This is a genomic window from Streptomyces sp. NPDC001480 (assembly GCF_042894725.1).
Classification (GTDB): domain Bacteria; phylum Actinomycetota; class Actinomycetes; order Streptomycetales; family Streptomycetaceae; genus Streptomyces.
This window is the reverse complement of record NZ_JBIAVX010000006.1, coordinates 515,950-541,075: the sequence shown is the minus strand read 5'-3', so window position 1 is coordinate 541,075 and position 25,126 is coordinate 515,950. Positions and strand designations below refer to the sequence as shown.

The 25,126-nt window shown below is 70.8% G+C and carries 22 protein-coding genes and 7 pseudogenes; 17 read left to right on the top strand and 12 right to left on the bottom strand.

Annotation, left to right across the window (positions count from 1 at the left end; translation table 11 throughout):
* Positions 1-250 precede the first annotated feature (250 nt).
* Together ACFY01_RS18140 and ACFY01_RS18135 are read right to left on the bottom strand one after the other, a co-directional pair.
* Positions 251-1,363, bottom strand: a pseudogene (locus tag ACFY01_RS18140) (DUF2264 domain-containing protein); the annotation flags it as partial.
* Positions 1,364-1,451: 88 nt separating this feature from the next.
* Positions 1,452-1,895: a hypothetical protein gene (locus ACFY01_RS18135; RefSeq protein ID WP_390736683.1), complete on the bottom strand. Its 444-nt coding sequence runs from the start codon at positions 1,893-1,895 to the stop codon at positions 1,452-1,454.
* Between the two features lie 136 nt (positions 1,896-2,031).
* Between ACFY01_RS18135 and ACFY01_RS18130 the strand changes: the two genes are divergently transcribed.
* From ACFY01_RS18130 to ACFY01_RS18120, 3 genes are all read left to right on the top strand, one after another.
* Positions 2,032-2,541: a SigE family RNA polymerase sigma factor gene (locus ACFY01_RS18130; protein WP_390736682.1), complete on the top strand. Its 510-nt coding sequence runs from the start codon at positions 2,032-2,034 to the stop codon at positions 2,539-2,541.
* Between the two features lie 67 nt (positions 2,542-2,608).
* Positions 2,609-3,841, top strand: a complete 1,233-nt coding sequence (locus ACFY01_RS18125; RefSeq protein WP_390736681.1) for a hypothetical protein — start codon at positions 2,609-2,611, stop codon at positions 3,839-3,841.
* 97 nt (positions 3,842-3,938) lie between these two features.
* Positions 3,939-4,325: a LytR/AlgR family response regulator transcription factor gene (locus ACFY01_RS18120; RefSeq protein WP_390736680.1), complete on the top strand. Its 387-nt coding sequence runs from the start codon at positions 3,939-3,941 to the stop codon at positions 4,323-4,325.
* Positions 4,326-4,333: 8 nt separating this feature from the next.
* On the opposite strand, the gene ACFY01_RS18115 is transcribed toward ACFY01_RS18120, so the two are convergent.
* The gene (locus ACFY01_RS18115) at positions 4,334-4,987 is read right to left on the bottom strand and encodes a response regulator (protein ID WP_390736679.1); all 654 of its coding nucleotides are present in this window, start codon (positions 4,985-4,987) and stop codon (positions 4,334-4,336) included.
* A gap of 224 nt (positions 4,988-5,211) precedes the next feature.
* Between ACFY01_RS18115 and ACFY01_RS18110 the strand changes: the two genes are divergently transcribed.
* Positions 5,212-6,714: a DUF4118 domain-containing protein gene (locus ACFY01_RS18110; RefSeq protein ID WP_390736678.1), complete on the top strand. Its 1,503-nt coding sequence runs from the start codon at positions 5,212-5,214 to the stop codon at positions 6,712-6,714.
* Between the two features lie 65 nt (positions 6,715-6,779).
* Here the strand turns inward: ACFY01_RS18110 and ACFY01_RS18105 are convergent, their stop codons facing one another.
* Complete coding sequence (locus ACFY01_RS18105) at positions 6,780-7,112, bottom strand: hypothetical protein (RefSeq protein WP_390736677.1); 333 nt, start codon at positions 7,110-7,112, stop codon at positions 6,780-6,782.
* Between the two features lie 406 nt (positions 7,113-7,518).
* On the opposite strand from ACFY01_RS18105, the pseudogene ACFY01_RS18100 reads away from it, so the two are divergent.
* Together ACFY01_RS18100 and ACFY01_RS18095 are read left to right on the top strand one after the other, a co-directional pair.
* Positions 7,519-7,838: pseudogene (locus ACFY01_RS18100) on the top strand (oxidoreductase); the annotation flags it as partial.
* A gap of 183 nt (positions 7,839-8,021) precedes the next feature.
* Positions 8,022-8,534: a GNAT family N-acetyltransferase gene (locus tag ACFY01_RS18095; RefSeq protein ID WP_390736676.1), complete on the top strand. Its 513-nt coding sequence runs from the start codon at positions 8,022-8,024 to the stop codon at positions 8,532-8,534.
* A 94-nt stretch (positions 8,535-8,628) separates the two neighbouring features.
* Here ACFY01_RS18095 and ACFY01_RS18090 read toward each other — a convergent pair whose 3' ends face one another.
* Complete coding sequence (locus ACFY01_RS18090) at positions 8,629-9,513, bottom strand: sigma-70 family RNA polymerase sigma factor (protein WP_390736675.1); 885 nt, start codon at positions 9,511-9,513, stop codon at positions 8,629-8,631.
* A 72-nt stretch (positions 9,514-9,585) separates the two neighbouring features.
* Between ACFY01_RS18090 and ACFY01_RS18085 the strand changes: the two genes are divergently transcribed.
* Positions 9,586-10,296, top strand: a complete 711-nt coding sequence (locus tag ACFY01_RS18085) for an FMN-dependent NADH-azoreductase (protein WP_390736674.1) — start codon at positions 9,586-9,588, stop codon at positions 10,294-10,296.
* A gap of 1 nt (position 10,297) precedes the next feature.
* On the opposite strand, the gene ACFY01_RS18080 is transcribed toward ACFY01_RS18085, so the two are convergent.
* Complete coding sequence (locus ACFY01_RS18080; RefSeq protein WP_390736673.1) at positions 10,298-10,804, bottom strand: MarR family winged helix-turn-helix transcriptional regulator; 507 nt, start codon at positions 10,802-10,804, stop codon at positions 10,298-10,300.
* A 58-nt stretch (positions 10,805-10,862) separates the two neighbouring features.
* Here ACFY01_RS18080 and ACFY01_RS18075 point away from each other — a divergent pair, with 58 nt between their 5' ends.
* Together ACFY01_RS18075 and ACFY01_RS18070 are read left to right on the top strand one after the other, a co-directional pair.
* Positions 10,863-11,177 carry a hypothetical protein gene (locus ACFY01_RS18075; protein ID WP_390736672.1) on the top strand — a complete coding sequence of 105 codons (315 nt, stop codon included), beginning with the start codon at positions 10,863-10,865 and terminating at the stop codon, positions 11,175-11,177.
* A 15-nt stretch (positions 11,178-11,192) separates the two neighbouring features.
* Positions 11,193-11,804 (top strand): annotated as a pseudogene (locus ACFY01_RS18070) (amidohydrolase family protein); the annotation flags it as partial.
* On the opposite strand, the gene ACFY01_RS18065 reads toward ACFY01_RS18070, so the two are convergent.
* The gene (locus ACFY01_RS18065; protein WP_390736671.1) at positions 11,805-12,446 is read right to left on the bottom strand and encodes a TetR family transcriptional regulator; all 642 of its coding nucleotides are present in this window, start codon (positions 12,444-12,446) and stop codon (positions 11,805-11,807) included.
* Positions 12,447-12,576: 130 nt separating this feature from the next.
* Between ACFY01_RS18065 and ACFY01_RS18060 the strand changes: the two are divergent.
* From ACFY01_RS18060 to ACFY01_RS18050, 3 pseudogenes are all read left to right on the top strand, one after another.
* Positions 12,577-14,177: pseudogene (locus ACFY01_RS18060) on the top strand (bifunctional 3-(3-hydroxy-phenyl)propionate/3-hydroxycinnamic acid hydroxylase).
* An 8-nt stretch (positions 14,178-14,185) separates the two neighbouring features.
* Positions 14,186-14,605 (top strand): annotated as a pseudogene (locus tag ACFY01_RS18055) (alpha/beta fold hydrolase); the annotation flags it as partial.
* A gap of 2 nt (positions 14,606-14,607) precedes the next feature.
* A pseudogene (locus ACFY01_RS18050) lies at positions 14,608-14,688 on the top strand (PaaI family thioesterase); the annotation flags it as partial.
* Between the two features lie 285 nt (positions 14,689-14,973).
* Here the strand turns inward: ACFY01_RS18050 and ACFY01_RS18045 are convergent.
* The gene (locus tag ACFY01_RS18045) at positions 14,974-15,984 is read right to left on the bottom strand and encodes a zinc-binding dehydrogenase (RefSeq protein ID WP_390736670.1); all 1,011 of its coding nucleotides are present in this window, start codon (positions 15,982-15,984) and stop codon (positions 14,974-14,976) included.
* Positions 15,977-16,408, bottom strand: a complete 432-nt coding sequence (locus tag ACFY01_RS18040; protein WP_390736669.1) for a 4-oxalocrotonate tautomerase family protein — start codon at positions 16,406-16,408, stop codon at positions 15,977-15,979. Before ACFY01_RS18040 ends, ACFY01_RS18045 begins: the two co-directional genes overlap by 8 nt.
* A 93-nt stretch (positions 16,409-16,501) precedes the next feature.
* On the opposite strand from ACFY01_RS18040, the gene ACFY01_RS18035 reads away from it, so the two are divergent.
* Positions 16,502-17,092 (top strand): TetR/AcrR family transcriptional regulator, encoded by a 591-nt coding sequence (locus ACFY01_RS18035; RefSeq protein WP_390736668.1) that lies wholly within the window; start codon positions 16,502-16,504, stop codon positions 17,090-17,092.
* Positions 17,093-17,111: 19 nt separating this feature from the next.
* Here the strand turns inward: ACFY01_RS18035 and ACFY01_RS18030 are convergent, their stop codons facing one another.
* Positions 17,112-17,588, bottom strand: coding sequence for a 4-oxalocrotonate tautomerase family protein (locus ACFY01_RS18030; RefSeq protein WP_390736667.1), 477 nt, complete (start codon positions 17,586-17,588; stop codon positions 17,112-17,114).
* A 522-nt stretch (positions 17,589-18,110) separates the two neighbouring features.
* Between ACFY01_RS18030 and ACFY01_RS18025 the strand changes: the two genes are divergently transcribed.
* From ACFY01_RS18025 to ACFY01_RS18010, 4 genes and pseudogenes are all read left to right on the top strand, one after another.
* Positions 18,111-18,827: a hypothetical protein gene (locus tag ACFY01_RS18025; RefSeq protein WP_390736666.1), complete on the top strand. Its 717-nt coding sequence runs from the start codon at positions 18,111-18,113 to the stop codon at positions 18,825-18,827.
* Positions 18,824-19,747 (top strand): DUF6895 family protein, encoded by a 924-nt coding sequence (locus ACFY01_RS18020; RefSeq protein ID WP_390736665.1) that lies wholly within the window; start codon positions 18,824-18,826, stop codon positions 19,745-19,747. Before ACFY01_RS18025 ends, ACFY01_RS18020 begins: the two co-directional genes overlap by 4 nt.
* A complete protein-coding gene (locus ACFY01_RS18015) occupies positions 19,744-20,790 on the top strand; it encodes a serine hydrolase domain-containing protein (protein ID WP_390736664.1) in 1,047 nt (348 codons plus the stop codon). Before ACFY01_RS18020 ends, ACFY01_RS18015 begins: the two co-directional genes overlap by 4 nt.
* A gap of 78 nt (positions 20,791-20,868) precedes the next feature.
* Positions 20,869-21,476 (top strand): annotated as a pseudogene (locus tag ACFY01_RS18010) (AraC family transcriptional regulator).
* 642 nt (positions 21,477-22,118) lie between these two features.
* On the opposite strand, the gene ACFY01_RS18005 reads toward ACFY01_RS18010, so the two are convergent.
* Positions 22,119-22,835, bottom strand: coding sequence for an NPP1 family protein (locus ACFY01_RS18005; protein ID WP_390736710.1), 717 nt, complete (start codon positions 22,833-22,835; stop codon positions 22,119-22,121).
* A 74-nt stretch (positions 22,836-22,909) separates the two neighbouring features.
* Entirely contained in the window at positions 22,910-25,093 is a 2,184-nt protein-coding gene (locus ACFY01_RS18000) for an RICIN domain-containing protein (RefSeq protein ID WP_390736663.1), read from the bottom strand.
* Positions 25,094-25,126: the final 33 nt, after the last annotated feature.

Below are 25,126 nucleotides of genomic sequence, written 5' to 3'. Positions count from 1 at the left end.
CGGTGATCTCGCCGAGCGGCTTTTCCCCCCTCCGCCCGCAGACGCGACCGGCACCTCGGACTCGCCGAGATCGGCCGCAGCCTGTTACCCCGCCGCCGACCCCGTGACTGCCCCCGCAAGATCCGCTCGTGCGTCACCGGCTACGGCAGCAAGGCCCCCGGAGAACCCGCCAGCCACCGCCGTCCCCCAGTCATCGTCACCCTGAACCACAGGTGGCACGACCACTAAAGCAACGGCATTGGTCGGCGGTGCCCAGGGGGTGGATACGGCCTCGGCGGGAAGGTCCGGACGGGAGCACCAGGGCGATGTGGTTGTCGTGGCCCGCCGCCTCGTCGCCCGGAGGTGTCTCCGGCGCGGTGGCGGTCGAGTAGGCGAAGCGGGTGCAGTGCGGACTGGCCTCGGACCGGGCGGGTGGCGGCGCCAGCCGGTCGCTGCCGTGGTTGACGAGCCGTACGATGCCGTCCGCCGCCGTGGAGTGCAGCAGCCAGCCCGGTGCCGGCAGGGCGAGGCGGTGGTCCTCGGTGTCGACCGGCCCGGGCTCCTCCCGCGCCGTCCAGGCGGGGTGGTCGGCGGGCAGGAGCAGACCGAGGAACGCCTTGGCCGCCCAGTACGGTGAGGCGGGGCCGGAGTAGGGCTGGGTCACCGGAAGGTAGGGCCGGTACCAGCCGAGGATCAACAGGCCCTGCTCGTCGGAAACTTGATGGTCGGTGAAGTGCTTGAGCGCGCCCGAAGCCAGGCGTCGGGTACGACCGGGCGGCAGGGGAGTGGCGTCGACGAGGGCACCGGCCCGCAGGGGCGCGGTGGCGGCGTAGCGGTAGGTCAGGGAGCGGCCCTGGTGGACGGGGGCGCCGTCGGAACCGAAGAAGTACTGGTGGCTCTCGAGGAAGGCACGCAGCCGGGTGCGGTGGGTGAGGACGAGCCCGCGGTCGGCGCGGTGTCCGGCGATACGTGACCACAGGAGGGGGTACAGGTGCAGGGCCCAGGCGTTGTAGTAGTCGAACTTCCGGCCGTCGCCGTCGGTGTACCAGCCGTCGCCGCGGTACCAGTCGTCCAGCCTCGCCAGCCCGGCGTCGATCTCCGCGCGGTTGTGCGGCGCGTCGACCGAGGCGAGGAACTCCTCGGTGATGACCTGGAAGAGCCGCCAGTTGGAGTCGTTGGCGGTGGCCCCCACGAAGCCGCCCAGCCAGTCCGCGGTCCGCTGCCTCACCTCGTTGGGCAGTTGGTCCCAGATCCAGGGGCGTGTCTCGTGCAGCGCGACGGCGATGGAGGCGGCCTCGACCATGGGCTGTGCGCGGTCGGTGATCGGCGGCCAGTGCTCCGGATGGCGGGGGTGGGTGCCGGCGGCGAGGCCGGTGGCGTCGCGACCTCGCCGAGCTTGGTGAGCTTCGGGCTCATAACCGGGTCAACACTTCTGACACTCATCTGCCGTTCTTGGCGGCCGAGTTGGTCCCTCAGTAACCCATCGGGCGGTAGTACCCCAGCACCGCGGCCAGTTGCGCGAACCACTGCCCCAGCCGTTCGCGCGGCTTCGCCTGCACGACGCACTCATAGACCTGGCCGTCGAGGTGGACGACGGCCATCATCAGGTCCTTGCCCGACGGGCTGGCCTTGTAGTGGACGCTGCGGATCTCTGGCCAGGGGAACTCGGCGGTGACGTCGTTGATCTCGAAGGCGACGCCGTCCACGTCGACCACGATCGAGCTGTGCCGGTCGACGGCCATGAACTCCGGGCCCGCCGGTGCCGGTCGGGGCGGCACCGGCGGCATCGGCGGCTGGGGGTACTGCTGCGGCGCCGGGGCGTACTGCGGGGGCTGCGGCGGCAGCGCGGCGTACTGCGGCGGCGGGGGGCCGAAACCCTGTGGCTGCTGGTGGCCGTACGGCGGCTGGTTCGTCATGGGTCCCCCGGTCCCTCGCGCTGAGTCGTCTCCCACGGAAACCTACCCGCCGCCGGCCGTGAAACATTTCCGGGGGCCCACCGCATCAGTGAAGTGAGAGCGGGCCGAGCGGCCACGGTGACAGGGGGAACCACGCATGACACAGGTCCGCGCCGACGACTACGCCGAGTTCGCGGCGGCGCGCGCCGGCCATCTGTACCGGTCCGCGTGTCTGCTCACCGCGGGCGACACGCATCTCGCGGAGGACCTGGTGCAGGAGACGCTGGGGCGGCTGTACGTCCGGTGGGGGCGGGTGTCGAAGGTCGGCAATCCGGCCGGGTACGCGCAGACCGTCCTGACCCGGACCTTTCTCGCGCACCAGCGGCGCCGCAGCAGTACCGAGCGGGCGACGGACGTACTGCCGGACGTGCCGTACACCGCCGACGGTGACACATCGCTGCGGCTGACCCTGCTTCAGGCGCTCGCCCGGCTGTCCGCCAAGGACCGGGCAGTGGTCGTCCTGCGCTACTGGGAGGACCGCTCCATCGAGGAGACCGCCGACGCGATGAACGCCAGTTCGGCGGCCGTCCGGACGCGGTGCGTGCGGGCTCTCGGGCGGCTGCGTGAGCTGCTGGGCGAGGACCTCGGCGAGTACGCGCGGCACTGACGGCTCCCTCCGGCGTTCCGGCTCATTTCCCTCGCATCACTACAACCCCGCGAAACGGTGGTCTGCCATGCCCGACGAACAGCACAGCGACTCCTTCGAGGACCGGTTCTCCGCGGTCCTGCACCAGACCGGCGGCGGCTTCGACACCGACCGTGCCGCGCTCGCCGCCGCGGGCCGGGTCCGCGGACGGCGCCTGCTGCTGTGGCGCCGGGCCACGGTCGTGAGCGGGGCGGCCGGGCTCGCGCTCATCGGCGTGGGCGGGGCCCTGCTCCTGCCGTCGGAGGGTTCCCCGGAGCCACGGCACTCCTCCGTGGCCGCGAACCCTGAGGCCACCCGGAGCGCATCGCCCGTCACCGGTGACGAACTCCTCCGGACGTTCGAGAAGCTGCTGCCCAAAGGCAGGATCAGCGGTCAGCAGGCGCGTGGCGCGGACGAGTCCCTGCTGACTCCGTACGCGCACGTCGTCTTCGACGACGGCAAGGGCGCGGGGGCCGTCGGTATCGGTCTGGACCGGGTCGAGCGGGGCAGCGAACAGACGCGCCAGCTCACCACCTGCCCGGACAGGACGTTCACCCCGTACGAACACTGCTCCACCAGCCGGCTTCCCGACGGCTCGAAGCTGAAGGTCATGCGGGGATACGAGTATCCCGACCGGCGCGCGGACACCAAGATGTGGGACGTTGAACTGGTCACCCCGGCCGGGCAGCACGTCTCCGTGACCGAGTGGAACGCCGCCGCCGAGAAGGACGCGCCGGTCACCCGGCCCGAGCCGCCGCTGACCATCGCCGAACTGAAGAAGATCGCCACGGCCGAGGTGTGGCGCGGATACGTCGACTCCATCCCGGAGGATCCCCGCAAGCCGACCGCGGCGCCGAGCGCTTCCCCCGCCGTCACCGGCACCCGCACCACCCTCCTCGGACTGCTGCCCAAGGGACTGGACGTGGTGACCAAGAGCACCGACGACACCGACTTCGCCTACGCCGTCGTCGACGACGGCAAGGGCAAGAGCCTGGTCCAGGTCAACGTGCAGGCCGATATGCGGGACGTCGCCGACGATCTGTTCGGCACCGGCTCCGAAACCCTGGCGGACGGCACCCGCGTCGCCGTCCACCAGGGACCGGGCGAGAAGGGCGGCGAGGGCGTCGTGATGTGGACGGTCGACACCATGCGGGCCGACGGCCGTCGTGTGGTGATCAGCGCGTTCAACTCCGGTACCCAGAACGACGCCGCGACCCGCAAGACCCCCGCTCTCACCGTCGACCAGCTCCGGAAGATCGCCCTCAGCGCGAAGTGGGAGTAAGGGGGGAAGGGGGAGTAGGAGACGGTCGGCGGAGGGCGCCGCATTATGGCGGTCAGCTGCAATGTCCGTCCGCATCCGGGTGTGGGACGCTCACGGTGTGGTGCGTTGCCTCATCGTCGACGACTGCCTCCACTTCCTGACCGCCGCCCGCGATCTGCTCGAGCGCGAGGGTGTCGACGTGGTGGGGGTGGCGTCGACCGGTGCCGAGGCGGCCGAGCGGATCGAGGAACTGCGGCCGGAGGTCGTCCTGCTGGACATCGAGCTCGGCGCGGAGAACGGCGTCGAAATCGCGGATCGCTTCCGTCGGGACGCCACGGGCGAACCGCCGCCCACCATCCTGATCTCCGCGCGCGCCGAACAGGACTGCGCGCATCTGATCGCTGCCTGCTCGGCGGTCGGCTTCCTGTCCAAGACCTGCCTGTCCGCCGCCGCGATCCGCGCACTGCTCGACGAGGGGCGCGGCAACCGGCCCGGCGAAGGGTGAGAACCGGGTCAGGGGACCTGGAGAAAGGTCAGAACGGCCCGCACCCGCCGGTGGTCGTCGTCGGTCTCGGGCAGGCCCAGTTTGCCGAGGATGCTGTGCACGTGCTTCTCGACGGTGCCCTCGGTGACCCAGAGACGGCGCGCGATCCCGACGTTCGACCGGCCCTCCGCCATCAGGGCCAGCACCTCGCGTTCGCGGTCGCTCAGCACGTCGAGCGGATCCTCACGCCGTCGCACCGACACCAGTTCCTGGATCAGGGCGGGATCCACGACGGAGCCGCCCCTGGCGACCCTCCTGACCGCCTCCAGGAACTCCTCCACATCGGCGACCCGGCTCTTGAGCAGATATCCGATCCGCCGGCCGCCCGCCAACAGCTCCATGGCGTGCTCGACCTCGGCGTGCGCGGACAGGACCAGGATGCCGACGTCCGGCAGCTCACCGCGGATGACGCGGGCGGCCTCCAGTCCCTCCGTGGTGTTGGTCGGCGGCATGCGGATGTCGACCACCACCAGGTCGGGCACCGTTTCCCTCGCGAGTCGCAGCAAGGCCTGGCCATCCCCGACCTGGCCCACGACGGACACGTCGGTCCGTTCGAGCAGGCTGGCGAGGCCCTGGCGGAGCAGGACGTCGTCGTCCGCCAGCACCACCCGCAAGTCCGTCATGGCGCGCCTCCCACCGTCATGTGGGACATGGCCGGCCGGCCTCCCGGCCCATGTACGGAAGGCCTGCCTACCTGGAGGCTCTCACGGGCGTCGGCACCGAGTCGACCGCAGAACCGCCAGGTGGTGCAGCGGCCCGGGCCGGCGCCACGACCCGCCGTGCGGGCCATGGCTCTGTCACACTTGACTGAAGGGACCTGCAAGGGCCGGGCAAGGGAAGCGGCGCGATGAGGCATCGCCGGGTGAACGTGCTCAGCCGGCGCCGCGTCAACGGGCTGCTCGCCGGTACGGCGATGGTGGCTGCGGTGACGGGCCTCCTGAACGCCCTCGAACCGTACGACGTGCCCCTGCATCTTCTGGCGCTCTACCTGCTCGTCGTCCTGGCCGTGGCCGTGGTGTGGGGGACCGTACTCGCCGTCGTCACATCGGTGCTGAGCGTCGCCGCGTACTACTACCTGTTCCTCATGCCGCACGGATTCGTGATCGCCGACTCCGAGTCCGTCGTCATGGTGGCCTCCTTCCTCCTCACGGCCTCGGTCATCGCACAGCTCACGGCCCGGTTGCGGCACAGCGCCCGTGTGTCGGAGCGGTTGTCGCGGGAGCAGTCCGCGTTGCGCGAGGTCGCGACGCTCGTCGCCCGGTCGGCCGAGCCGTCGACGGTGTTCCAGACCGTCACGCGCGAGGCGGCCCTCCTCTGCGGCGCGGACCTGGCCTTCATGGGGCGCTACGAGACGGCCGACACCGTGAGTGGCGTCGCCGTCTGGAGCCGCCGGGACGGGCCGAGCGTGCCGTCCGTCGCCGCTTGCTTCGCCCTCGACGGGCTCAGCGTCTCCCGTGAGGTCCGCACGTCGTGCGAACCGGTCCGCGTCGAGGACTACGCGAGGGCGACGGGTTCGATCGCGCGGGCGGCGCGTGCGGAGGGCGTCCGTTCGTCGGTCGGGTGCCCGATCGTCGTGGCCGGGGGCTTGTGGGGGGTGATCATCGTGTCGAAGACGAGCGATGGCGCCTTTCCGGCGAACGCCGAGTCGCAGATCTCCGCGTTCACGGATCTCGTCACCATCGCCATCGAGAACGCCGAGGCCAGTGCGGAACTCACCGCCTCACGCGCCCGCATCGTCACCGCCGCCGACGGGGCACGCCGCCGCATCGAACGTGATCTGCACGACGGCGTCCAGCAGCGGCTCGTCTCGCTGCTCATCCTGCTCAACAACGCGCAGATGACGGTCCCGTCCGATCTGGAAGGACTGCACACGGAACTCCGCCATGTCGCCACCGGGCTCACGGACGTGTTCGACGAGCTCCGTGAGGTGGCGCGCGGCATTCATCCCGCGATCCTGGCCCAGGGCGGCCTCGCTCCCGCGCTCAAGGCACTCGCCCGGCGATCGGCCGTCCCGGTCGAGCTCGCCGTGCATGTCGAGGACAGACTGCCCGAGCGCATCGAAGTCAGCGCGTACTACGTCGTCTCCGAGGCGCTGACGAACGCGGTGAAGCACGCGCAGGCCTCGTTCGTCACCGTCACCGTGGATTCCGACTCCGACGTGCTGCGTGTCCGGGTGCAGGACGACGGCGTCGGCGGTGCGGACTTTGCCGCGGGCACCGGGCTCGTGGGCCTCAAGGACCGGGTGGAGGCCTTGGACGGCAGGATGTCTCTCGACAGTCCGCGCACCGTGGGGACCACCCTCGGTGCGGAGCTGCCGTTCGTGCCGACCGACCGCGCCGGATCCGACTGAGTGCCGGCCGGACCGGCAAAGGGGGCCGGCTGTGCACCGGCCCCTGGGCGATGGAACTACGATCCTCAGTAGTTGTTGTTGTCGCAGTTGTCGAAGTTGTCGAAGCGGCCGTGGTCACAGTTGTCGCCGTGATCGCCGTGATCGCCGTGATCGCCGCGGTCACCGTTGTCGCCGTGATCGCCGCGGTCGCCACCATGGTCACCATGGTCTCCGCCGTGGTCACCGTGGTCTCCGCCTCCGCCGTGGTCTCCGCCTCCGCCGTGGTCTCCGCCTCCGCCATGGTCGTAATGGGCAGCGGCCACCACCGAAGCCGGCGCGGCGACGGCAGACGTCGCGGCACCTCCCAGGGCCAGGGCAAGACCCGCGAGGGCAGCGACGAGCCATCTGACGTTGCGCATGATGTCTCCCGAAATGCATTGAACCTTACGGGACGCCAATGGCCGTTTGGTCCCTTCTGGCGGGTTCTACGCTGCCCTCGGGGGGAGTGCTCGGACAACCCTGGGAGCTGGAAGCGGCTCTACCAGCCAGCGGTAATCGCCCGGGCGTACGGCTACTCGGCGGCTGTCTCAGGGGCTCGCAGATCCGGCGGGCGGTGCAGGGCCAGCCGCTGCGGCGACCACGACCGGCCACCTTGCGGGGTTCGCTGTCATGATCGGCACGGCGACCCCGGTGCAGACGGCCGCGCTCAGCGTGACCGACGCGCTCACCGAACGCTTCGGGCTGTTCATCATCATCGTGCTCGGCGAGACCGTGACCGGGGGTAGAGGAGTCGGTGGCCGCCGCCGTGGAGGAGCTCGGGGCCCGGGACGGGCCGTCGGTGTCGTCGCCGACAACGCCGACACCGGGGCCCCGGGCCGGTTGGCCGCCGCGGCCCGCGATGCCTTCGAGCAGCTGGACGGGGCGCTCATCAGCGTCGGCGGAACCCGGCGAGAGAGGTGTCATCGGCTTCGTCCTCTCCAGCTCCGTGTACGAGCGTCATCGGCCTCGTGCCCGCCCACATCGAAACCGACCGGGTGCGCGAACTCGACGCGCGGAGCGGTGACGCCGACGCGGCCCGTGAGCGTGCGACGGGCGGCGTTCCCCTGCGCCGCCACGGAACCCCGGACGAGTTCGGCCGAAGTTCCGTACGGCGGCGGTGGCTGCCGCTGTACGCTGAGCGCGTTCGTGTGGGAACGGGATCAGGGGAGGTGAGGTCGATGACCGTGTTCAAGGCCGCCGTGCGCAGCACCTGGGTCTCCCTCATGTCCCGGACCGCGGCCTGACCCGTCCCTCCACACGAACTCTCCGGAACGGACCTCTCATTCGCCATGAGCGACGCCTGGATCACCCGCGCTGAGACCAGCGCCGACATTCCCAGCCTCCGCGAGATCAACCTCGCGGCCTTTCCCACCGCGCAGGAGGCCGACCTCGTCGACGCCCTGCGCGCCGACTCGACCGCGTGGATCGAGGGTCTCTCCCTCGTCGCCGCGGACCGGACCGGCACCCTCGCCGGGCACGCGCTGCTGACCCGCTGTCACATCGGCGACACCCCGGCTCTGTGCCTGGGCCCGGTCGCCGTGCGGCCCGAGAAGCAGAACGGCGGCGCCGGAACAGCGGCCGTCCGGGCCGCCCTGACGGCGGCCGAGCACCTCGGGGAGCACTATGTCGTCGTCCTCGGGCACCCGTCCTACTACCCCCGGTTCGGCTTCAGCCGTGCCTCCGCGCACGGCATCGGTCTGAGCATCGACGTCCCGGACGAGGCCCTGATGGCCCTCACCCTGGACGCGGGCCACCCGCTGCCCGGCGGCACCGTCCGATACGCCGCACCGTTCGGCATCTGACCCGCCCGGCTGCGCGGGGGCGAGCCGACGCCCCCGCGCAGCCCTTCCTCGCGTCCTGCCGGACCGGCGGGTCGCAGCACCCGGACCGCTCAGGTCACGGGGTCAGGACGGCGAGTTCGAGTCGCCGCAGGCGTGCGGGGTCGGCGATCACTTCGTACGAGGTGATCCTGTCCTCCTCGACGGTGAAGGTGAGCGCGGCCAGCAGCCGGCCGCGCGGAGCCACGACGAGTCCCACCTCGCCGTCGACCAGGGCCAGTTCGGCCAGCCGCGACCGGCCGGCGAGCAGCACTGTTCCCTCGGCCACGGCCCGGGCCCCGCGTACCTCGGCGGCCGCGCCCGGCGGCAGGACCGCGGGATCGCTGCGGCGCACGACGTCGGGGGCCAGCACCGCCAGGATCGCGGTGAGGTCACCGGCCCGGGCGGCGGAGAGGAACGCGGCGACGACCTGCCGGTGGCGGGCGAGTTCGTCCGCCGGAACCACGGGAGTGCCCCGCACCTTGCGGCGAGCGCGGCTGGCGAGCTTCTTGGTGGTGACAGGTGTGCGCTCCACGATGGGCGCGATTCGGTCGAAGGGCACGCCGAACATGTCGTGCAGCACGAAGGCGACGCGTTCGGCGGGCTCCAGCGTGTCCAGCACCACGAGCAGCGCGCGGCTCACGGAGTCGGCCAGCACGGCCTCGTCCTCGGGCCGGCTCTCCGGAGAGGACTCCGAGAGCTGGTCGAGTACCTGCTGCTCGGTGAGGTCCTCCCGACGTGAACCGCGGGCGCGCAGCATGTCCAGGCAGATACGGGTCACCACTGTCCGCAGCCAGCCCGCCAGGTTTTCCACGCCGCTGACCTCGGCCCGGCCCAGCCGCAGCCATGACTCCTGCACGGCGTCCTCGGCCTCGCTGCGGGAGCCGAGCATCCGGTAGGCAACCGCCTCGAGCCGGCCGCGCTGCGCCTCGAATCGTTCCGCCAAGCCCTCATGGTCGTCCACCGGTCACCTTTCCTCGTCCTGGGCCGTCAGCTCCATGACGAACGAAACCCGGCCGAAGTGACAGGAGGACCGATGACATCCTTGCTGCATCTGGATTCCAGCGCCAACCGTTCCAGTGAATCGGTGAGCAGACAGCTGACCGCGTTGTTCGCGCAGAACTGGCGGGCCCTGCACGGATCAGCCGGATACCGGTACCGGGACCTCGCCGCCGACCCGGTGCCGCCGCTGGACACCGCCTACTGCACGCTGGGACGGCGGCTGGAACGGAACGGCCTGGCCCCCATGGCCCGGGTCGCCGACTGGATCCGGAGTCCGGCGGAGGAACGGGAGTGGGCGCTGACCCGCTCGCTGATCACCGAACTGCTGGCCGCCGACACCGTGCTGATCGGTGCCCCGATGTACAACTACTCGGTGTCCGCCCTGCTGAAGGCCTGGATCGACCGGGTGACCTTCCCCGGCGCGTTCACCGACCCGGACACCGGCGACAGGCCGCTGAGCGGCACGAGGGTGGTGGTGATCGCCACGCGGGGCGGTGCCTACGGCTCGGGCACTCCGCAGGAGGCGTGCGACTTCCAGACGCCCTACCTCCGTGCCTACTTCCGCAAGCAGGGTGTCGCCGAGGAGAACCTGAGTTTCGTCCGCGCCGAGATGACCGTGGCCGGGCTCGTCCCGTACCTGGCGCACCAGCGCCCGCTGGCGGCGGACTCGCTGGCCTCGGCACGAGCGGAGGTGATCGCGCTGGGCAAGGAGCCCGGGTCTCGCCGGCGCGCCTGCACGGCGTGAATTACCGAGCCGGGGGGAGACCCCTGCCGGAACCGGTGTCGCAATCCGCGACGAGTTCGGTGAGGCGGCGCAGGAGCGTGACGAGCAGGACGCGCTCGGTCGGCGTGAACGCTTCGTAGGCACGGGTCTGGCGCTCCCGCAGCAGGGACCGGAGCAGGGCGAGCCGTTCGGCTCCGTCAGCGGTGAGGCCGACCAGGACCCGCCGCTCGTCCTCGGGGGACCGGCGGCGTACCACGATGCCCTTCGTCTCCAGCTGCTGGAGCATGCGTGTGGCGGTGGGGACGCTGACATCCGCGCTCCTCGCCAGCCGGCCCACCGGAATGTCCGTCTCCGTGGCCAGTGGTTCGAGGAGTGCGACCTGGGCCAGGGACAGGCCGCCGAACTGCTCGGCACCCGCTGAACGGGCCCGCCGCATGGCGGTGAAGAGTGCGTCGGCCGCTTGCGCGATCTCCTCCCCGCCGACGTCGCCGTCCGCCGTCGGGTGCCCGCCATTGCCGTTGGTGCTCATGGCTGGTAACTTAACAAAGCAATGGTTAGCAGGCTAAATATTAGGGAGCGAGGGAAATGTGGACTCTCCTGGTCGCATCGATGTCCACCAGCACCTCATCCCGCCGGCCTACCGTGAGGTGTTGGACCGTCGCGGTGTGACGGCGGCCGGCTGGCCCACTCCCGCATGGGACGCGGAGAGCGCGATCACGATGATGGACCGCCGGTCGATCGCGACCGGCATCCTCTCGATCAGCTCACCGGGCACCCACTTCGGCGACGACGCCGAGGCCCGCGCGGTCGCCCGCGATGTCAACGAGTACAGCGCGGAGCTGGCCAAGGACCGGCCCGACCGCTTCGGGTTCTTCGCGAGCGGTCCGTTGCCGGACGTCTAGGGCGCGCTCGCCGAGGCCGCCTACGCGCTGGACGAACTGCACGCCGACGGCGTGGTGTTCATGTCCAACGTTCGCGGCCGCTACCTCGGCGACCAGGCGTACGAGCCGCTGTGGGCCGAGCTCGACGCCCGTGGCGCGGTCGTGTTCATCCACCCCGACGCCCCGCCGATGCCCATGCTGGAGGGCATGCCCGGCCCGCTGCTGGACTTTCCCTTCGACACCACCCGCACCGCGGTGCACATGACGCTCAACGGGGTGATGAGCCGTCACACCCGGATGAAGGTGATCCTCTCCCACGCGGGAGGTTTCCTGCCCTACGCCGCCTGGCGGTTCACCGGCGGCGCCCCGTTCAACCCCGGCACCACACCGATCGGCATCCTGACCGACCTGCAGCGCTTCTACTTCGACACCGCGCTGTCCTCCACGCCGTCCGCCCTGCCCTCCCTCCGGGCCTTCGCCGCCCCCGGGCACATCCTCTACGGCAGCGACTTCCCCTTCGCCCCGGAGGAGACCGGCGGCCTCCTCGACTCCATGCTGGACGGCTACGAAGGCTTCGGGCCCGGCGAGCTCGACGCGGTCAACCGCGGCAGCGCCGAGGCGCTCTTCCCCCGGCTCGCGAGAGTCTGATCAGACCGTTCCTCCGGAGCTCTTCGCCGCCATGCGGGTCGCCGCGTCGAAGACCATACGCGCGTGCAGCTCGAACATACCCACCAGGTCGACGGCGTCGCCGGAGATCTCGCGATGGATGAACAGACCGTCGGCACCGGTCACGGCATAAGTGGTGAGGGCCTGCACGGCGTCCTCCGCCAGGTCCGGGAACAGGGACGCGATCACTTCGGCGATCCGCTGCCGGGCGATGTCACGAACCTGGAGGAAGACAGTCCTGCCGCGCGGTTCGGTGGGCCGCCGCTCCAGGGCGAGCATCAGCCCCAGACGCAGGAAGTCCGGCGCTTCGACGAGGGACTTCGCCACGTTCGCCGCCATGCGGGTGACCCGCTCCAGTGGTGTGTCCGACCCTTCCCCCGGTAGTTCCACCGCGGTCAGCCAGGTCTCGAAGCTGCGCTCGATGACCGCGGCGATCAGGTCGTCCTTGTCCTTGAAGTGCCAGTAGATCGAGCTGGCGGGCAGTCCGCACTTGGCGCTGACCGCCGCGATGGACGTGCCCTCGTACCCGCGCTCACCCGCGATCTCCACGGTGGCGTCGAGGATGCGCTGCCGCGACTCCACCCCGTTCGCACGCTTCCTGCGTGCCGTCTGCGGCCTCGTCATCGCAGGTGTCCCTTCTCCCGTCGCCGGCGCTTGACCCCTTCATTCGCCCGCCTTACTGTAACAGCTGTTCCAATTGGAATGAGCGCTACAGCAAGAGCCGGAAACAACAGGACGACAGTGAGGTGACCTGGTGAGCGGAGCCAGTGCCGGGGGCGGAGCCGAGGGCGGCACGTACGACGGGGCGGTGATCGGCTACGGCCCCACCGGGGTGACCGCCGCGAACCTGCTGGGAGGCATGGGTCTCAGGGTCGTCGTCCTGGAACGCGACGCCGAGGTGTTCTCCCGCGCGCGGGCGATCTCGACGGACGAGGAGGTCGTACGGATCTGCAGCGCATCGGACTGGCCGAACGACTGAAGCAGGACATGCTGGCCGAGCGGGCCCTCGACTTCGTCGACGCCCGGGGCCGATCCTTCCTCAGCGCTCACCCCACCCCGCGCGGCCACGGCCACCCGCCGCAGATGTTCATCTACCAGCCGGCGCTCGAGCAGGTCCTGCGCGGCGGAGCCGCTCGGTACCCGAACGTCGAGGTGGTGCTGCGCCATGAATGCCTGCGCGTGCTCCAGGACGCCGACGGCGTGGACCTGACGGTGGTCTCCGCCGACGACGACTCCGTACGGCGCCTGCGCGCGAAGTACGTGATCGCGGCCGACGGCGGTTCGAGCCTGACCCGTGCCCAGCTCAACATCGGCTACGAGGGCCGGACGTACGAGGACCGCTGGGTCGTCATCGACACCGAGATGCTCAAGCCCTGGCCGGACCACGACCGGCTGCGCTTCCGCTGCGACCCGGCCCGGCCCGCGGTCGACCGTCCCACCCCGCTCGGCCACCACCGCTGGGAGTTCCCGGTCCTGCGCGGGGACGACGAGAAGTACCTGACCAGCGATGGCGCCATCCACGCGCTGGTGTCCCGGTACGGGGTCGGCCGCGACCAGATCAAGATCCTGCGGGCCACCGTCTACAGCCATCACGTCCGCTTCGCCGCCCGCTTCCGGGCGAGGCGGGTCTTCCTCGCGGGCGACGCCGCGCACGCGATGCCGCCGTGGATCGGGCAGGGCATGGCCGCCGGCGTGCGCGACGTGGCCAACCTGTGCTGGAAGCTGGACGCGGTGCTGCGCGGCGAGCTGCCCGAGACGGTGCTCGACAGCTACGAGGCCGAGCGCAAACCGCACGTCAAGGAGGTGACCAGGCGGGCGGTGTTCGTCGGCCGGATCATCACCGAACGGCGCCGCTCGGTCACCGGCGTCCGTGACTGCGTGCTCCCCGTGGTGAACCGGATACCGGGTCTCGCCGACCGGGTGCAGGACGCCCACTGGATCCCCGTCGCCCGCTACGCCGACGGCCTACAGGCCCGCCCCCGCGCCAAGGCCTCCGGCCACCAGACACCCCAGCCCTGGGTGACCGCGCCCGACGGCGACCGGGTCCGCCTGGACGACGTCCTCGCCGGCCGCTGGCTGCTCCTGCACAGCGCACCGCCCGTCCCCCAACCCGCATGGGACCGGCTCGGCGTCCCCTCGCTGACCGTCACGCCCGCCGGATCCCGCCCGGCCGAGGGCACGGTCGTCGACAGTGAAGGCGTGCTGCTGCCCTGGCTGGCCGAGCACCGCGCGACCACCCTCGCGCTGCGCCCCGACGCCTATGTCTACGCCGCGGCACGTGCCGGTGCCCGGCTCCCGCCACCGCCCGCCGGGTTCACACCCGCTCCGCGACCGGTCACCACCCCGGCCCAGTGAGGACGACCATGACCACGCAGACCGAACAGCCCTCGATGCGGGAATCCCTGCTCGACGTGGCCGGCAAGAAGATCTTCGTCGCCGAGACCGGCGACGGCCCGCCCGTCCTGCTCCTGCACGGCGGCGGCCCCGGCGCCTCAGGCGTCTCCAACTACCACCGCAACATAGCCGAGTTGGCCAAGGAATACCGGGTCGTCGTCCCCGACCTGCCCGGCTACGGACGCAGCACCAAGGGCATGGACGGCGCCGACCCCTTCGGGTACCTCGCCGACGGCATCCGCGGCCTGCTCGACGAACTCGGCCTGGACAAGGCCCACCTGGTCGGCAACTCCTACGGCGGCGCCTGCGCCCTGCGCCTGGCCCTGGACACCCCCGAACGGGTCGACCGCATGGTCCCTCGCCGGCCTGCTACGCGGCGGGCAGCCCCGCCATGACCGTCTCCCTGCGGACGGACTACCACCGGCCCGTCCCGGTGGAGACCCCCCTGCGGGTCCTCGCCCGCGTCACGGGCACCGAGGACCGCAAGGTGTTCGTGAGCGGCTCGGTCAGCACCGAGGACGACCTGTCGGTGGCCCTGGTCACCGCGCAGGCGGTCCTCGGTCGGGGTCGCGGTGCGCACGGTGGCGTCCACCAGGGCGCGCAGTTCGTGGCCGAGGGCGGAGATCGCCGCCCGCCGGCGGTCCAGTTCTTCCGCTGTCGGGCGGGCGGGGCCGGCGTGCGGCGTCAGGGGCTCGGTGGGTGGCGCGTTCATCGGGTTTCTCTGTCGGGGGCGTGGTGGGCCGGGGGCGGGAGGCGGTCAGCCGTCGGCGCGGACGAAGACGGGCTTGAGGTGCTTCTCCGGCAGTGCGTCGGGGAGTTGTTCCCAGTCGAGGACGTGGGACACGACCCGCGCGGGGTCGACGGTGCCGGAGCGGGCGAGGTCGAGGGCATCGGGGATGTGGTCGCGGACGTTGTCACGGGCGATGCGCAGGGTGACGCCGGTGAGGTACATGTCGAGCAGGGGCAGTTCGCCGGGGCGGAAGTGGTTGCCGGCGGACTCGCAGATGCCTTCCGGGGCCAGGGACTTGACCGCCAGGGCGAGTTGGTCGACGCGGCCGGTGGCCTCGACGGCGATGTCGAAGCCGTGCCGGACGGGCTCGAGCGTCTCGGCGGTGGCGGCGCCGTAGCCCCGGGCGATCTCGCGGTGCTCGGGGTCGGGGTCGACGTAGAGGACGTCCGAGGCGCCGAGCGCGCGGGCGATGTCACAGACGTACAGGCCGATGCTGCCGCGGGCGACGACCAGCACGCGGGCTCCCGGCCTGGCCCTCAGGTGCGGGGCGACCAGGCGCCAGGACAGGGACCAGTTGTCGCTCGCCGAGGCCATGGCGATCGGTTCGAGGCCGGCGGGCAGGGGGACGAGCATGGCGTCCGCCCAGGGCACGCGGACCAGGTCGGAGAAGAGGCCGCCCCAACTGCCGCCGATCGGCGCGCCGTACATGGCCATGTGCGGTACGGACGTGCAGTGCGCGGTCAGTCCGGCGCGGCAGTTGTCGCAGGTGCCGCAGTTGATGGACCAGGGGACGACCACCAGGTCGCCGGGGGCCACGGTGGTGACGGCGTCGCCGGTCTCGACGACCCTTGCCACGCACTCGTGGCCGAGGGCGAAGGGCGGTTCGATGAAGCCGTGTCCCGCGAGGATCTCCGTGTCGACGTCGCAGGAGGTCGCGGCGACCGGGGCGACGATCGCCTCCTGGCCGGACCGGAGCTTGGGGTCGGATGCCTCGCGCCATTCGACCGAGTCGCGGGCCACGTAGGTCAGTTCACGCATCGGCCCGCTGCCCCTTCGCGAGAGCCACGAGGTCTTCGTAGCGGATGACGGAGCCGCCGGCGCCCCAGGTGCCGTCGGGCTGCTCGTGCACCAGCACCCACACCCGCAGGGCGTCGTCGGCCGGGAGCCCGGCGGCGGCGAGGACGGTCCTGGTGGCGTCCTCGACCAGGCCGGCCTTGCGCCGCTCGGACAGCGCGCCCTGCGGAACCGTCACGTCCACGAGGAAGCGCGGCGCGTCGTCCTCGGCGGTGGTCTGTGCCCCCTCGGGCAGCTCGACGAGGTAGCTCCACGCCTGGGCGCGGAAGAACGCGGTGTCGGGCGCTCCTTCCCAGCGGAGCAGTACGGCGGCCAGGTCCCGTTGGACACTGCCGCGGCCCTCCTCGGTCAGGGAACCGGACGGGACGGTGAGCCGGATCATCGGCATGACGAATCTCCCTTCACGCGGTCTATGACAGTCGTTATAACCGGAGGGCACGCTAGACTATGACGTGCGTTATAGCCAGAGGGGAGAACGGTCTTGGCCAAGCCCAGCACGCCGTCGCGCGAGCGCATCCTGGTCGGGGCGGCCGACATGATCAGCAGGCGTGGTCTGAACGCGACCAGCATCCGGGAGCTGGCCAAACACGCCAAGGCGCCGCTCGGCTCGACCTACCACTACTTCCCCGAGGGCAAGCAGCAACTGGCCACCGAGGCGGTCGAGTACGCGGGAGCGGCGGTGGCCCGCATCCTGCGCAAGGAGCTGGACGCGGGCCCGGTGGCCGGCCTGCGGGCCTTCCTGGCCCTGTGGCGCGGCATCGTCGTCGACAGCGACTTCCGGGCCGGCTGTCCCGTGCTCGCCGTCTCCGTGGAGGAGCCGCCGACCGACGAGACCCCGTCGGCATTGATCGCCGCCGCCGAGGTCTTCGAGGGCTGGGAGCGGTTGCTGACCGAGGCGTTGACGGGGCACGGCGCCGATCCCGACCGGGCGCCCGGGCTCGCCGCCCTCGTCGTGGCGTCCGTCGAGGGTGCCATCGCCATGTGCCGTGCGAAGCGCGACATGGAGCCGCTGGATCAGGTCGCGCAGCAGCTCGAAGTGCTGATCGTCGGCGCGCTCGACGGTTCCGCCTGACGGGCCGGGGGCTCCGGGCTCAGGTGCCGATCGCCGCGCGGATCGCCTCGGCCTTCTCCTCGGTGAACACCCCGCTGTCGAGGAGGGAGAGTACGGAGAGCACGCCGCCGCGCGAGCCCCAGCTGCCTTCCTCGATCACACGGAAGTTGACCCACCAGCCCGGCGACGGTTCCGTCAGTCCGCACGCTTCGGCCAGCGCGGCCAGGACGCGCTCGATCACCTCGGCGCGGACCTCGCGGCGCCAGTCGCCGTCCATCACCGCCACGTCGATCAGCATGACGTCGGGTTCCTGGCCGGCATCCGTCAGCAGGTGCCCGCCGATGGCCACCATCTCCGGCTCCTGCTCCACGAAGTGCACCTGGAAGCCGACCCGGGCGGCCGGTGCGAACCGGCCCACCTCGGGCACGAGCACCGCGTCCGTCAGGGTCTCGGCCAGCGTGCGCCGCTGTGCGAGGCTCAGGCGCCCCTTGGCGGTGTTCACGGTGATGACGGTCATGGGCTGCCTCCTATAACGATCGTTATAGCCGGACTCTACACCGTGGCTATGACGACTGTCATAAAAATGGCTCTCCGTGAAATCCGCCGACAGTCGTCACCGTATGCCCGATATGGGTGATTTGTATGAATTTCGCTTTGGTCGCCGTGGGCGGAGGGGAGCGTTCGGGATGATGCAGCTCGTCGAGACGACGCTCATCCGTCGCTCTTCCTGAGTGACGTTCGACCCGTTCCCGTCCCGGTCGGGGCGGGGATGCCCTTTGGAGGCACGATGCCTGTTCTGACAGCCACTCACCTGGCACCGGTATCCACCGAGTCCGCCGAACATGCCGCCCTGACCTCTTTGATGTCCACTCAGGAAACCCCGGTCAGCGGCGCGCCGACCTACGCCCCACAGGCCGCGGGCAAGCTGCTGCTTCTGGTTCTGCTCTCGCCCAAGGAGCCGTCCGAGCCCCGTGAGAAGTAAGTGCTGACGACCGACCACAGCCACTGACGTTCCGCGCGAACAGAATGGTGGATCCCGATGCCTGACCCAGACCCCTCACCCCACAGCCGATTCGCCGCTGCGGTGCAAGGTCTGGCCGGTCACGTCCTGGGTGCCCTCGCAACGGGCGCCCAGGATCGGTCTGGCCTGGCGGACCACGTGGACGCCGGCGACGACACCAAGGCGGCGCTGGCGGCCGTACGGGTGCTCGGACCGGATGTCTTCGCGCCCGCGGCACTGACCGGTGCCCCGTTCGGTCACGCCGACGGCCAGTGCGTCGTCGAGGCCTTCCGCGTCTTCCCTCCGTCCGCGGCGGACGCGCCCGAAGCACAGTGGCGGGACTACGCGAGCATGGCGCTGCTCGGCGCGCACGCGGAGGAGTTCCCGGCCCTGCGGGCCCTGCCGCGAACCATCGACATCACCGGACTCGCCTGGCAGGCGGTGTCGGCGGCCATGGCACCGCTGTACTGCCTCACCCTGCCCGGCCTGCCCAGCCCCTTCTCCGACCCGCCTGGACGGCACGCGCGCGCGGTGTCCCAGGGAGTCACCCGCGCGCTGCTGCGCCGCGACCACACGACGGCCGCGCGGCTGGCGCGCTGGGCCGCGTTCGCCACGGCCCGCGGCAGCCGCACCCACCTCGACCTGCCGGCGGCACTGCGGCACCTGGAACTCTACGGCGGCAACGACGCGCACACCGCCCTCGACGTGGCGATCGCCCGCCTCCTGACAGCACGGCCCACGGGGACGACCACATGACCCACCTGCCCTGCCGGCACCTCGCCCAGCGCATGGCCTCCACGGCGATCGGCTGGCTGCACCGCCACCGCGAACACGGCGCGTTCCCACCCGGAACGTCGGCCGAACTCGCCGACCCCAACGGCGTCTACAAGCCGCTGGGCGAATCGGCGCTCGCGGCCTGCCTGTTGCTGCGCACCCCCGCCTCCACCCCGGCGGACCGGCGACTGGCCGACAGCCTCCTCTCCTTCGCCTGGGAACAGCTCGGCAACGGCGCACTGCTGTACGAGCGGCAACTGCGCTACCCGGCGATGACCGACCCGCTGGAGGTCTACGCGCACTTCGCGCGCGCCGGTTACCGGCACGACGCGCTGCACGAACTCGAGCAATACCTCACCGGCCTGGCCTCGCACCAGGGCAGCGAGCACCTGCCGAACCGCCGCCTCGCCGTCGCCAACGCCGCCCACGTCGCCGGACTGCCCGTACACGCCCACTGGCCCACCCTGACGGCCGCGACCTGGCTGGGGCACACCCCCGAACCGTGGACGATCGACTGGATGACCGGCTACGCCGTCACCCACACCGTCTTCCACATCACCGACTGGGGTGCCGAACCGCACAACCTGCGGCCCGCCCTGAGCGACTACCTGGCCACCTGGCTGCCGGTGTGGACCGACATCTGGGCCGAGATCCACGAATGGGACCTCGTCGCCGAACTCCTCATCGCTGGCCTGTGCCTGCCCGACCCCGTCGGCGACACCGGCGCCTGGCAGCGCCTGGCCGAGGTGCAGCGTCCCGACGGGCTCATGCCCCCGGACAGCCGGCCCATCCCCGACGACCCCGACGAGGCGTTCCGGACCGGTCACCACACCACCGTCGTGGCGGCTATCGCCGCGACCCTGGCACTCGCCCACCACCAGCAGCAGCCGGTCGCTTCGTGACACCCGCCGGCCGGCTCGAGCGGGCACTGACCGCCTTCGCGTCGGCGGCACCCCGCGGCACGGGACTCGCCGTCGCCGCCGTCACCCCGACGGCGGCGACGATCGTGTGCCGCGGCTGGACGGACGCCTCACGCCGGCGGCCCGTCACCGAGCACACCGGCTTCGAGATCGGCTCGGTCACCAAGACCTTCACCGCGCTCCTGCTCGCCGAACTCGGCGCCCGTGACGAGATGAGCCCGCACGCGACGCTCGCCACCCACCTGCCCCGCGCGGCGCTTCCCCGCGGCCCCCACAGCCACACGATCACCCTGGAACACCTGGCCACGCACACCTCCGGACTGCCCCGGCTGCCACCCGGACTCCTGCGCGCCGCCCTGTCGCACTGGTTCACCAACCCCTACCGCGACTTCCCGCCCCAGGCACTCCTGCCCGCCCTCTCCCGGACCCGTGTCCGTCGCCGGCCGGGCACCCGCACCTGCTACTCCAACTTCGGCATGGGCCTGCTGGGGCACATCCTCGAACGAGCCACGGCCACCCCCTACGCGACCCTCCTGCGCACCCGGCTCATCCAGCCGCTCGGCCTGACCGACACCACCGCCGCGCCCGGCACGGGACACGCCGTGGGACACCGCGACGGCACACCACTCGAACCCTGGCTCATCCCGGCACTCCCCGCGGCCGGAGCTCTGCGCTGCTCCGCCCGTGACCTCCTCCACTACCTCGACGCGCTGCTCGACCCCGACCGGGCCGCGCCGCACAACACCCCACTGCGCAGCGCGTTGCGCGAGGTCCTCACTCCCCGTCCCACCGCCCCCGGCACCCCGCCCCGGTGCCTGGCCTGGACCCACCGCACCCTGCCCGCCCACACCGTCTACTTCCACTCCGGAGGCACCCGCGGCTTCACCGCTTTCACCGGCCTCACCCCCGACCCGCCCACCGCCCTCGCCGCCGTCACCAACACGGGCCCCACCATCCGGGGCACCTTCGTCCAGTCCGCCTACGACCTGCTGCACGACCTCATCCAGACGGGCCACCGAGAGTGAATTGGCCCACGCCCCGGACACGGCGCACCTGAGAAACTGCGCTTCCAGTGCCGTGCTTCGAGGCTTCGAGGAGATGCGATGCAGGTAGCCGTGGTCACCTTCGACGGATTCAACGAACTCGACAGCTTCATCGCCTCCGCGCTGATCAACCGGTGCCGCAAGGACGGCCTGGAGGCCCTCATCACCACGCCGACGCCCGTGGTCACGTCGATGAACGGTGTCGAGGTGACCGGGCAGCGTCCGATGGAGTTCGTCACCGAAGCCGACGTCGTGCTGATCGGCAGCGGGGTGAAGACGCGGGACGTGGTCGCCGACGACCGGCTGATCGCCAGGCTGCCGCCCGACCCGACGCGGCAGCTGATCGGTGCGCAGTGTTCCGGCGCGCTGGTGCTCGCCCGGCTCGGGTTGCTGGACGGCATGCCCGCCTGTACGGACACGAAGAGCCGGCCCTTCGTCGAGGCCTGCGACGTCACCGTGCTGGACGCGCCGTTCCACGCCGAGGGGACATCGCCACGGCGGGCGGCTGCCTGGCGTCCCAGTACCTTGCCACCTGGTTGATCACCCGGACACTCGGGGAAGCCGCCGCACGTGACGTCGTCGACTACGTGGCCCCGGTCGGCGAGAACCGGGAAACCGTCGAGCGCGCCCTGCACGCCGTCCACGCGGGCGAGGCCGCACTGCGCTGAGGCCCGGCGCATCAGCCCGCTGCCATGCGAAATCGGGCCACACATCCGGTCCGCCCACTGCCGTTCGAGGAGTGGGCGCGCGGCGGGGCCGCAACCAGCGGCAGCCTGCCCCAACTGGCCAGCACCTGAAAGTACGGCGCGAGGTGGCGCCGTCGCCGAAGGTGACCCCGTAGGCGATGCGGACGGCGACCTCCGCGTAGCCGTCGCCGTCGAAGTCGTAGACGGTGACGCCGTCCCAGTTGCCGACGTCGATCGTGGACGCGCCCGGTTCGATGTTGTCCTGGTTCTCGCTGTTGAGGCCCGTGTTCACGGACCAGAGGACGGTGCCCTTGCCGGTGTAGGCCTCCAGGGTCTGCGGGGAGGTCTGGCGGTTGACCACGTAGTCGTTCGGTACGCGGACCACGGGTTCGGTGGCGTGGTTCGCTGTCAGGGGGAAGGCGGAACTGATCGTCTGCTCCGTGCCGTTCACGACCGGCGCCTTTCATAGGCATGAAAGGTTGCCGGACCGTCCGGCGAGGTGCCCGGTCGTTCGCGCGGCCTTCGATCGGAAACGGCTTCACGCAGATCGCGGAACCGCCCCTCGGCAGCGTGCGCGACGCTGCCGAGGGGCGGTCTCCTGGTTCAGCCTGCCGCTGGGCGGCGTCAGGCATTGGGGTCGAACGGGATGCCGGACGGCATGGAACGTGCGAGGGCGTACGGGAAGTCGCCGTCCTTGATCTTGATCGTGGCGTCACCGAAGTCGGCGCTCATGAGCTTGTCGCGGTAGCCGGCCGGATAGCCGTTCCAGCCCACCAGGCGCGGGTAGAACCAGCCACCCGTGGCGTTCTCCGGTGGTTCGTCGCCCGAGTTGGCGAAGCGGAAGTCATGGGTCGAGATGCCGTCCTTGTGGTAGACGATCTTCGGGTGGGTGCCGTCGAAGCGGACGGCCGAGGCGGCCGCCACCTGGTAGCCGGTGTGCTGGGACACCGACACGTACCGCACCTGGTTGTCGTTGATCCACACCACGACGTGCTCCCAGTCGTGCCGGTGCCCGATGGCCGCGGGCCCGTAAGTCGCCTGGTCCTTCTCGAAATAGCTGGCGTACATCACGGCGCACCAGCCGTTGTCGCACTTCTCGCGGGAGTACGTGTTGGCATTGGCCAGCTGGGCGTAGTCGTGGCAGTGGCCGTTGACGTCGCCGCCCAGCTTCAGGCCGGGGTTGATGGTGCCGTCGGCGCCGATGGCCGCGGTCGCGTAGCAGCCGTCACCGTCGTAGTCGTAGGCGGGGGAGAAGGTCTGCTCCAGGCCGTCGGCGTTCTGGGGCAGCAACTGGAGCACGTCGGCGTCCGCCTGGGCCGGGAGGGCCACGACGAGAGCCATCGCGCCGAGGACGGCGGCGAGCGCTGCCCTGCGGGGTCTTCTCGCCGGGGACAGTGGGTCATGCACGTCCACTCCTACGGGTAGCTGGTCAGGTCGGCCACGTTGGAACCGGAGTTGGACGGGCCGCCGGTGCTGTTGACCACGTGGCTGATGGTGCCGGTGCCACCGAGGGAGACGGTCACCATGCTGGTGAAGCGGACTCCGCTGGCATTCGGGGCCTCGATCGCGTGCGCGGCCGTCACACTCGGGTTGGTGCTGAAGTAGCAGTAACTGCCGAGCCCGTACGCCTGGTGGCTGGTGACCGAGTCGGCGACCTTGTAGGCGGCGTAGCCCTGGGTCGAACCGTTCATCCAGGCGGCCTGGTTGGGCGGGTCGTAGGGCATCTCGTTCTGGTAGAAGTACGTGCGGCCGCCGTTGCCGTTCCAGATGGTCTGGTACTTCTGGAAGTGCTCGACGAACAGGCCGTACATGGTGACGTTGTCGCCGTTGACGATCAGACCGGTGTCCGCGGTGTTGCTGGTCCAGCCGACGCCGCTGCCGTGGTCGGCGCGCCAGATCCACATGTGGTCGCCGATGACGTTGTCGCTGTTGACGACGAGGCTGGTGGTCGCCTTGCCGACACCCGCGCCGCCGATCCGGAAGTACACGTCGTGCAGGGAGGTCGGGTCGGCCGAGTGGGAGGCGGACGCGTTCGACGGTCCGACCTCCAGGAGGCTGGGCGAGTTGGTGGTGCCCGCGTCGAACAGCAGACCCGCGATCTTCACTCCGTCGACGTCCGCGACCTTCATCGCGGTGATGCCGTTGTCGGGAATGAAGGTGGCCAGGCCCAGACCGAGCACGACCGTGTCGGCACGGTTGATCTGGAGGGTCTGGTCGAGGTGGTAGACACCCGGGGTGACCAGCAGGTTCTTGCCCGCGGCGAGAGCCGCGTTGATCTGGGACGCGGTGGCGCCCGGCTTGACGACGTAGAAGCTGTCCAGCGAGAGCGAGCTGCCCGAGGCACTGCCGCTCGTCCAGCTCGCACCCGAGGAGTTGGAACGCACGGACGGCACGAACACCTGGTAGTTGCCGGATCCGTCGACGTACAGGAACGGCTTCTCACGGGAGACCGGGCTCTGGGCGACCGTGGTGTCCGGCGGGCTGGGGAAGGTGGTGGCGGGCACCCCCGTGCTTCCGGCGAAGACCATGTTCCAGTTGGAGCCGGTCCAGCTGCCCAGCTCGGAGTTGCGGGTCAGCCACTGCTGCTGGGTGCCGGAGTTGACCTGGCCGTCGATCTTGCTGTCGGCAAGGAGCCCGCCGCTGGACCAGCCGCCGTCGTCCAGGGCGAGATTGCCGCGCAGGTGCATCCGGCGGTACGGCGCCGCCTGGGAGACCGCCCAACGGTCGCTGCCACCGGGCGGGTTGACCGAGAGGTTCTCCGCGCCGCGCCAGAAGTTCTGGGTGGCGTTGCCCTGGAACCAGTCCGCCTCCGCGTGCACGGCGCCGTTGATCGTCACCGCGTCGGGCGACAGACCGAGGCCCAGCACCTGGGTGTAGAAGCCGACGTTGACGTCGGCGCTGTAGGCGCCCGGCTTGAACAGCACGGCGTAGCGCCGGGAGCCGAACTGGTTGCTCTCCTGCTGCTGGAAGATGGTGTTCAGCTTGCTCTGGATGGTCGAGGACGACATCGACGGGTCGAAGACGACGACGTTCGGGCCCAGGTCGGGGTTGGTGGCCGACTGGGTCACGGGGACCACCTGGAAGCGCTGCGCGGCGGTGCCGTTGCAGGTGTACTGCACGAACTGCACGCTGTCGGCGGTCGAGGCGCTGGGGTCGTCCAGGCACTTGCCGCTGTTGCGGTTGACGAAGTGGTAGGCGCCGCCCCCGTCGTCCACCGGCAGCCACTGCTGGTTGGCGCCGCCGCCGTAGGTCCACAGGTGGACCTGGGTGTTGTCCGCGGTGGAGACGTCGGCGACGTCCGCGACCTGGTTGGTGTCGTTGCCGTTGTTGATACGGACGTATCCGTCACTGGTGGCGGTGAAGCTCCACTGCTGCGCCGTGGTGCCGTTGCACGAGTACTGCTGCACGACGGTGCCGTTGGCGGTGGCGGCCGCCTTGGCGTCGAGACATCTGCCGCTCGCGGCGTTCATGACGGTGGCGAAGCCGGTGGGCAGGGCGGTGCTCGCGGCATGCGCGGGAACGCCGGTGAGCAGCGACGCGGCGGTCACCGCGACCAGTGCGGCCGCGGCGGATCTGCCGCGGGACGGGAGGGAAGACATGGTTCTCCTGAGCAGGGGTGGGGGGTTGTGGCT

Bases quoted from the DNA above. Each gene is read 5' to 3' on its own strand.
- ACFY01_RS18135 (WP_390736683.1), bottom strand. From the start codon at position 1,895: ATGACGAACCAGCCGCCGTACGGCCACCAGCAGCCACAGGGTTTCGGC.
- ACFY01_RS18130 (WP_390736682.1), top strand. From the start codon at position 2,032: ATGACACAGGTCCGCGCCGACGACTACGCCGAGTTCGCGGCGGCGCGC.
- ACFY01_RS18125 (WP_390736681.1), top strand. From the start codon at position 2,609: ATGCCCGACGAACAGCACAGCGACTCCTTCGAGGACCGGTTCTCCGCG.
- ACFY01_RS18115 (WP_390736679.1), bottom strand. From the start codon at position 4,987: ATGACGGACTTGCGGGTGGTGCTGGCGGACGACGACGTCCTGCTCCGC.
- ACFY01_RS18110 (WP_390736678.1), top strand. From the start codon at position 5,212: ATGAGGCATCGCCGGGTGAACGTGCTCAGCCGGCGCCGCGTCAACGGG.
- ACFY01_RS18105 (WP_390736677.1), bottom strand. From the start codon at position 7,112: ATGCGCAACGTCAGATGGCTCGTCGCTGCCCTCGCGGGTCTTGCCCTG.
- ACFY01_RS18095 (WP_390736676.1), top strand. From the start codon at position 8,022: ATGAGCGACGCCTGGATCACCCGCGCTGAGACCAGCGCCGACATTCCC.
- ACFY01_RS18085 (WP_390736674.1), top strand. From the start codon at position 9,586: ATGACATCCTTGCTGCATCTGGATTCCAGCGCCAACCGTTCCAGTGAA.
- ACFY01_RS18080 (WP_390736673.1), bottom strand. From the start codon at position 10,804: ATGAGCACCAACGGCAATGGCGGGCACCCGACGGCGGACGGCGACGTC.
- ACFY01_RS18065 (WP_390736671.1), bottom strand. From the start codon at position 12,446: ATGACGAGGCCGCAGACGGCACGCAGGAAGCGTGCGAACGGGGTGGAG.
- ACFY01_RS18045 (WP_390736670.1), bottom strand. From the start codon at position 15,984: ATGCGTGAACTGACCTACGTGGCCCGCGACTCGGTCGAATGGCGCGAG.
- ACFY01_RS18040 (WP_390736669.1), bottom strand. From the start codon at position 16,408: ATGCCGATGATCCGGCTCACCGTCCCGTCCGGTTCCCTGACCGAGGAG.
- ACFY01_RS18030 (WP_390736667.1), bottom strand. From the start codon at position 17,588: ATGACCGTCATCACCGTGAACACCGCCAAGGGGCGCCTGAGCCTCGCA.
- ACFY01_RS18025 (WP_390736666.1), top strand. From the start codon at position 18,111: ATGCCTGACCCAGACCCCTCACCCCACAGCCGATTCGCCGCTGCGGTG.
- ACFY01_RS18020 (WP_390736665.1), top strand. From the start codon at position 18,824: ATGACCCACCTGCCCTGCCGGCACCTCGCCCAGCGCATGGCCTCCACG.
- ACFY01_RS18005 (WP_390736710.1), bottom strand. From the start codon at position 22,835: ATGGCTCTCGTCGTGGCCCTCCCGGCCCAGGCGGACGCCGACGTGCTC.
- ACFY01_RS18000 (WP_390736663.1), bottom strand. From the start codon at position 25,093: ATGTCTTCCCTCCCGTCCCGCGGCAGATCCGCCGCGGCCGCACTGGTC.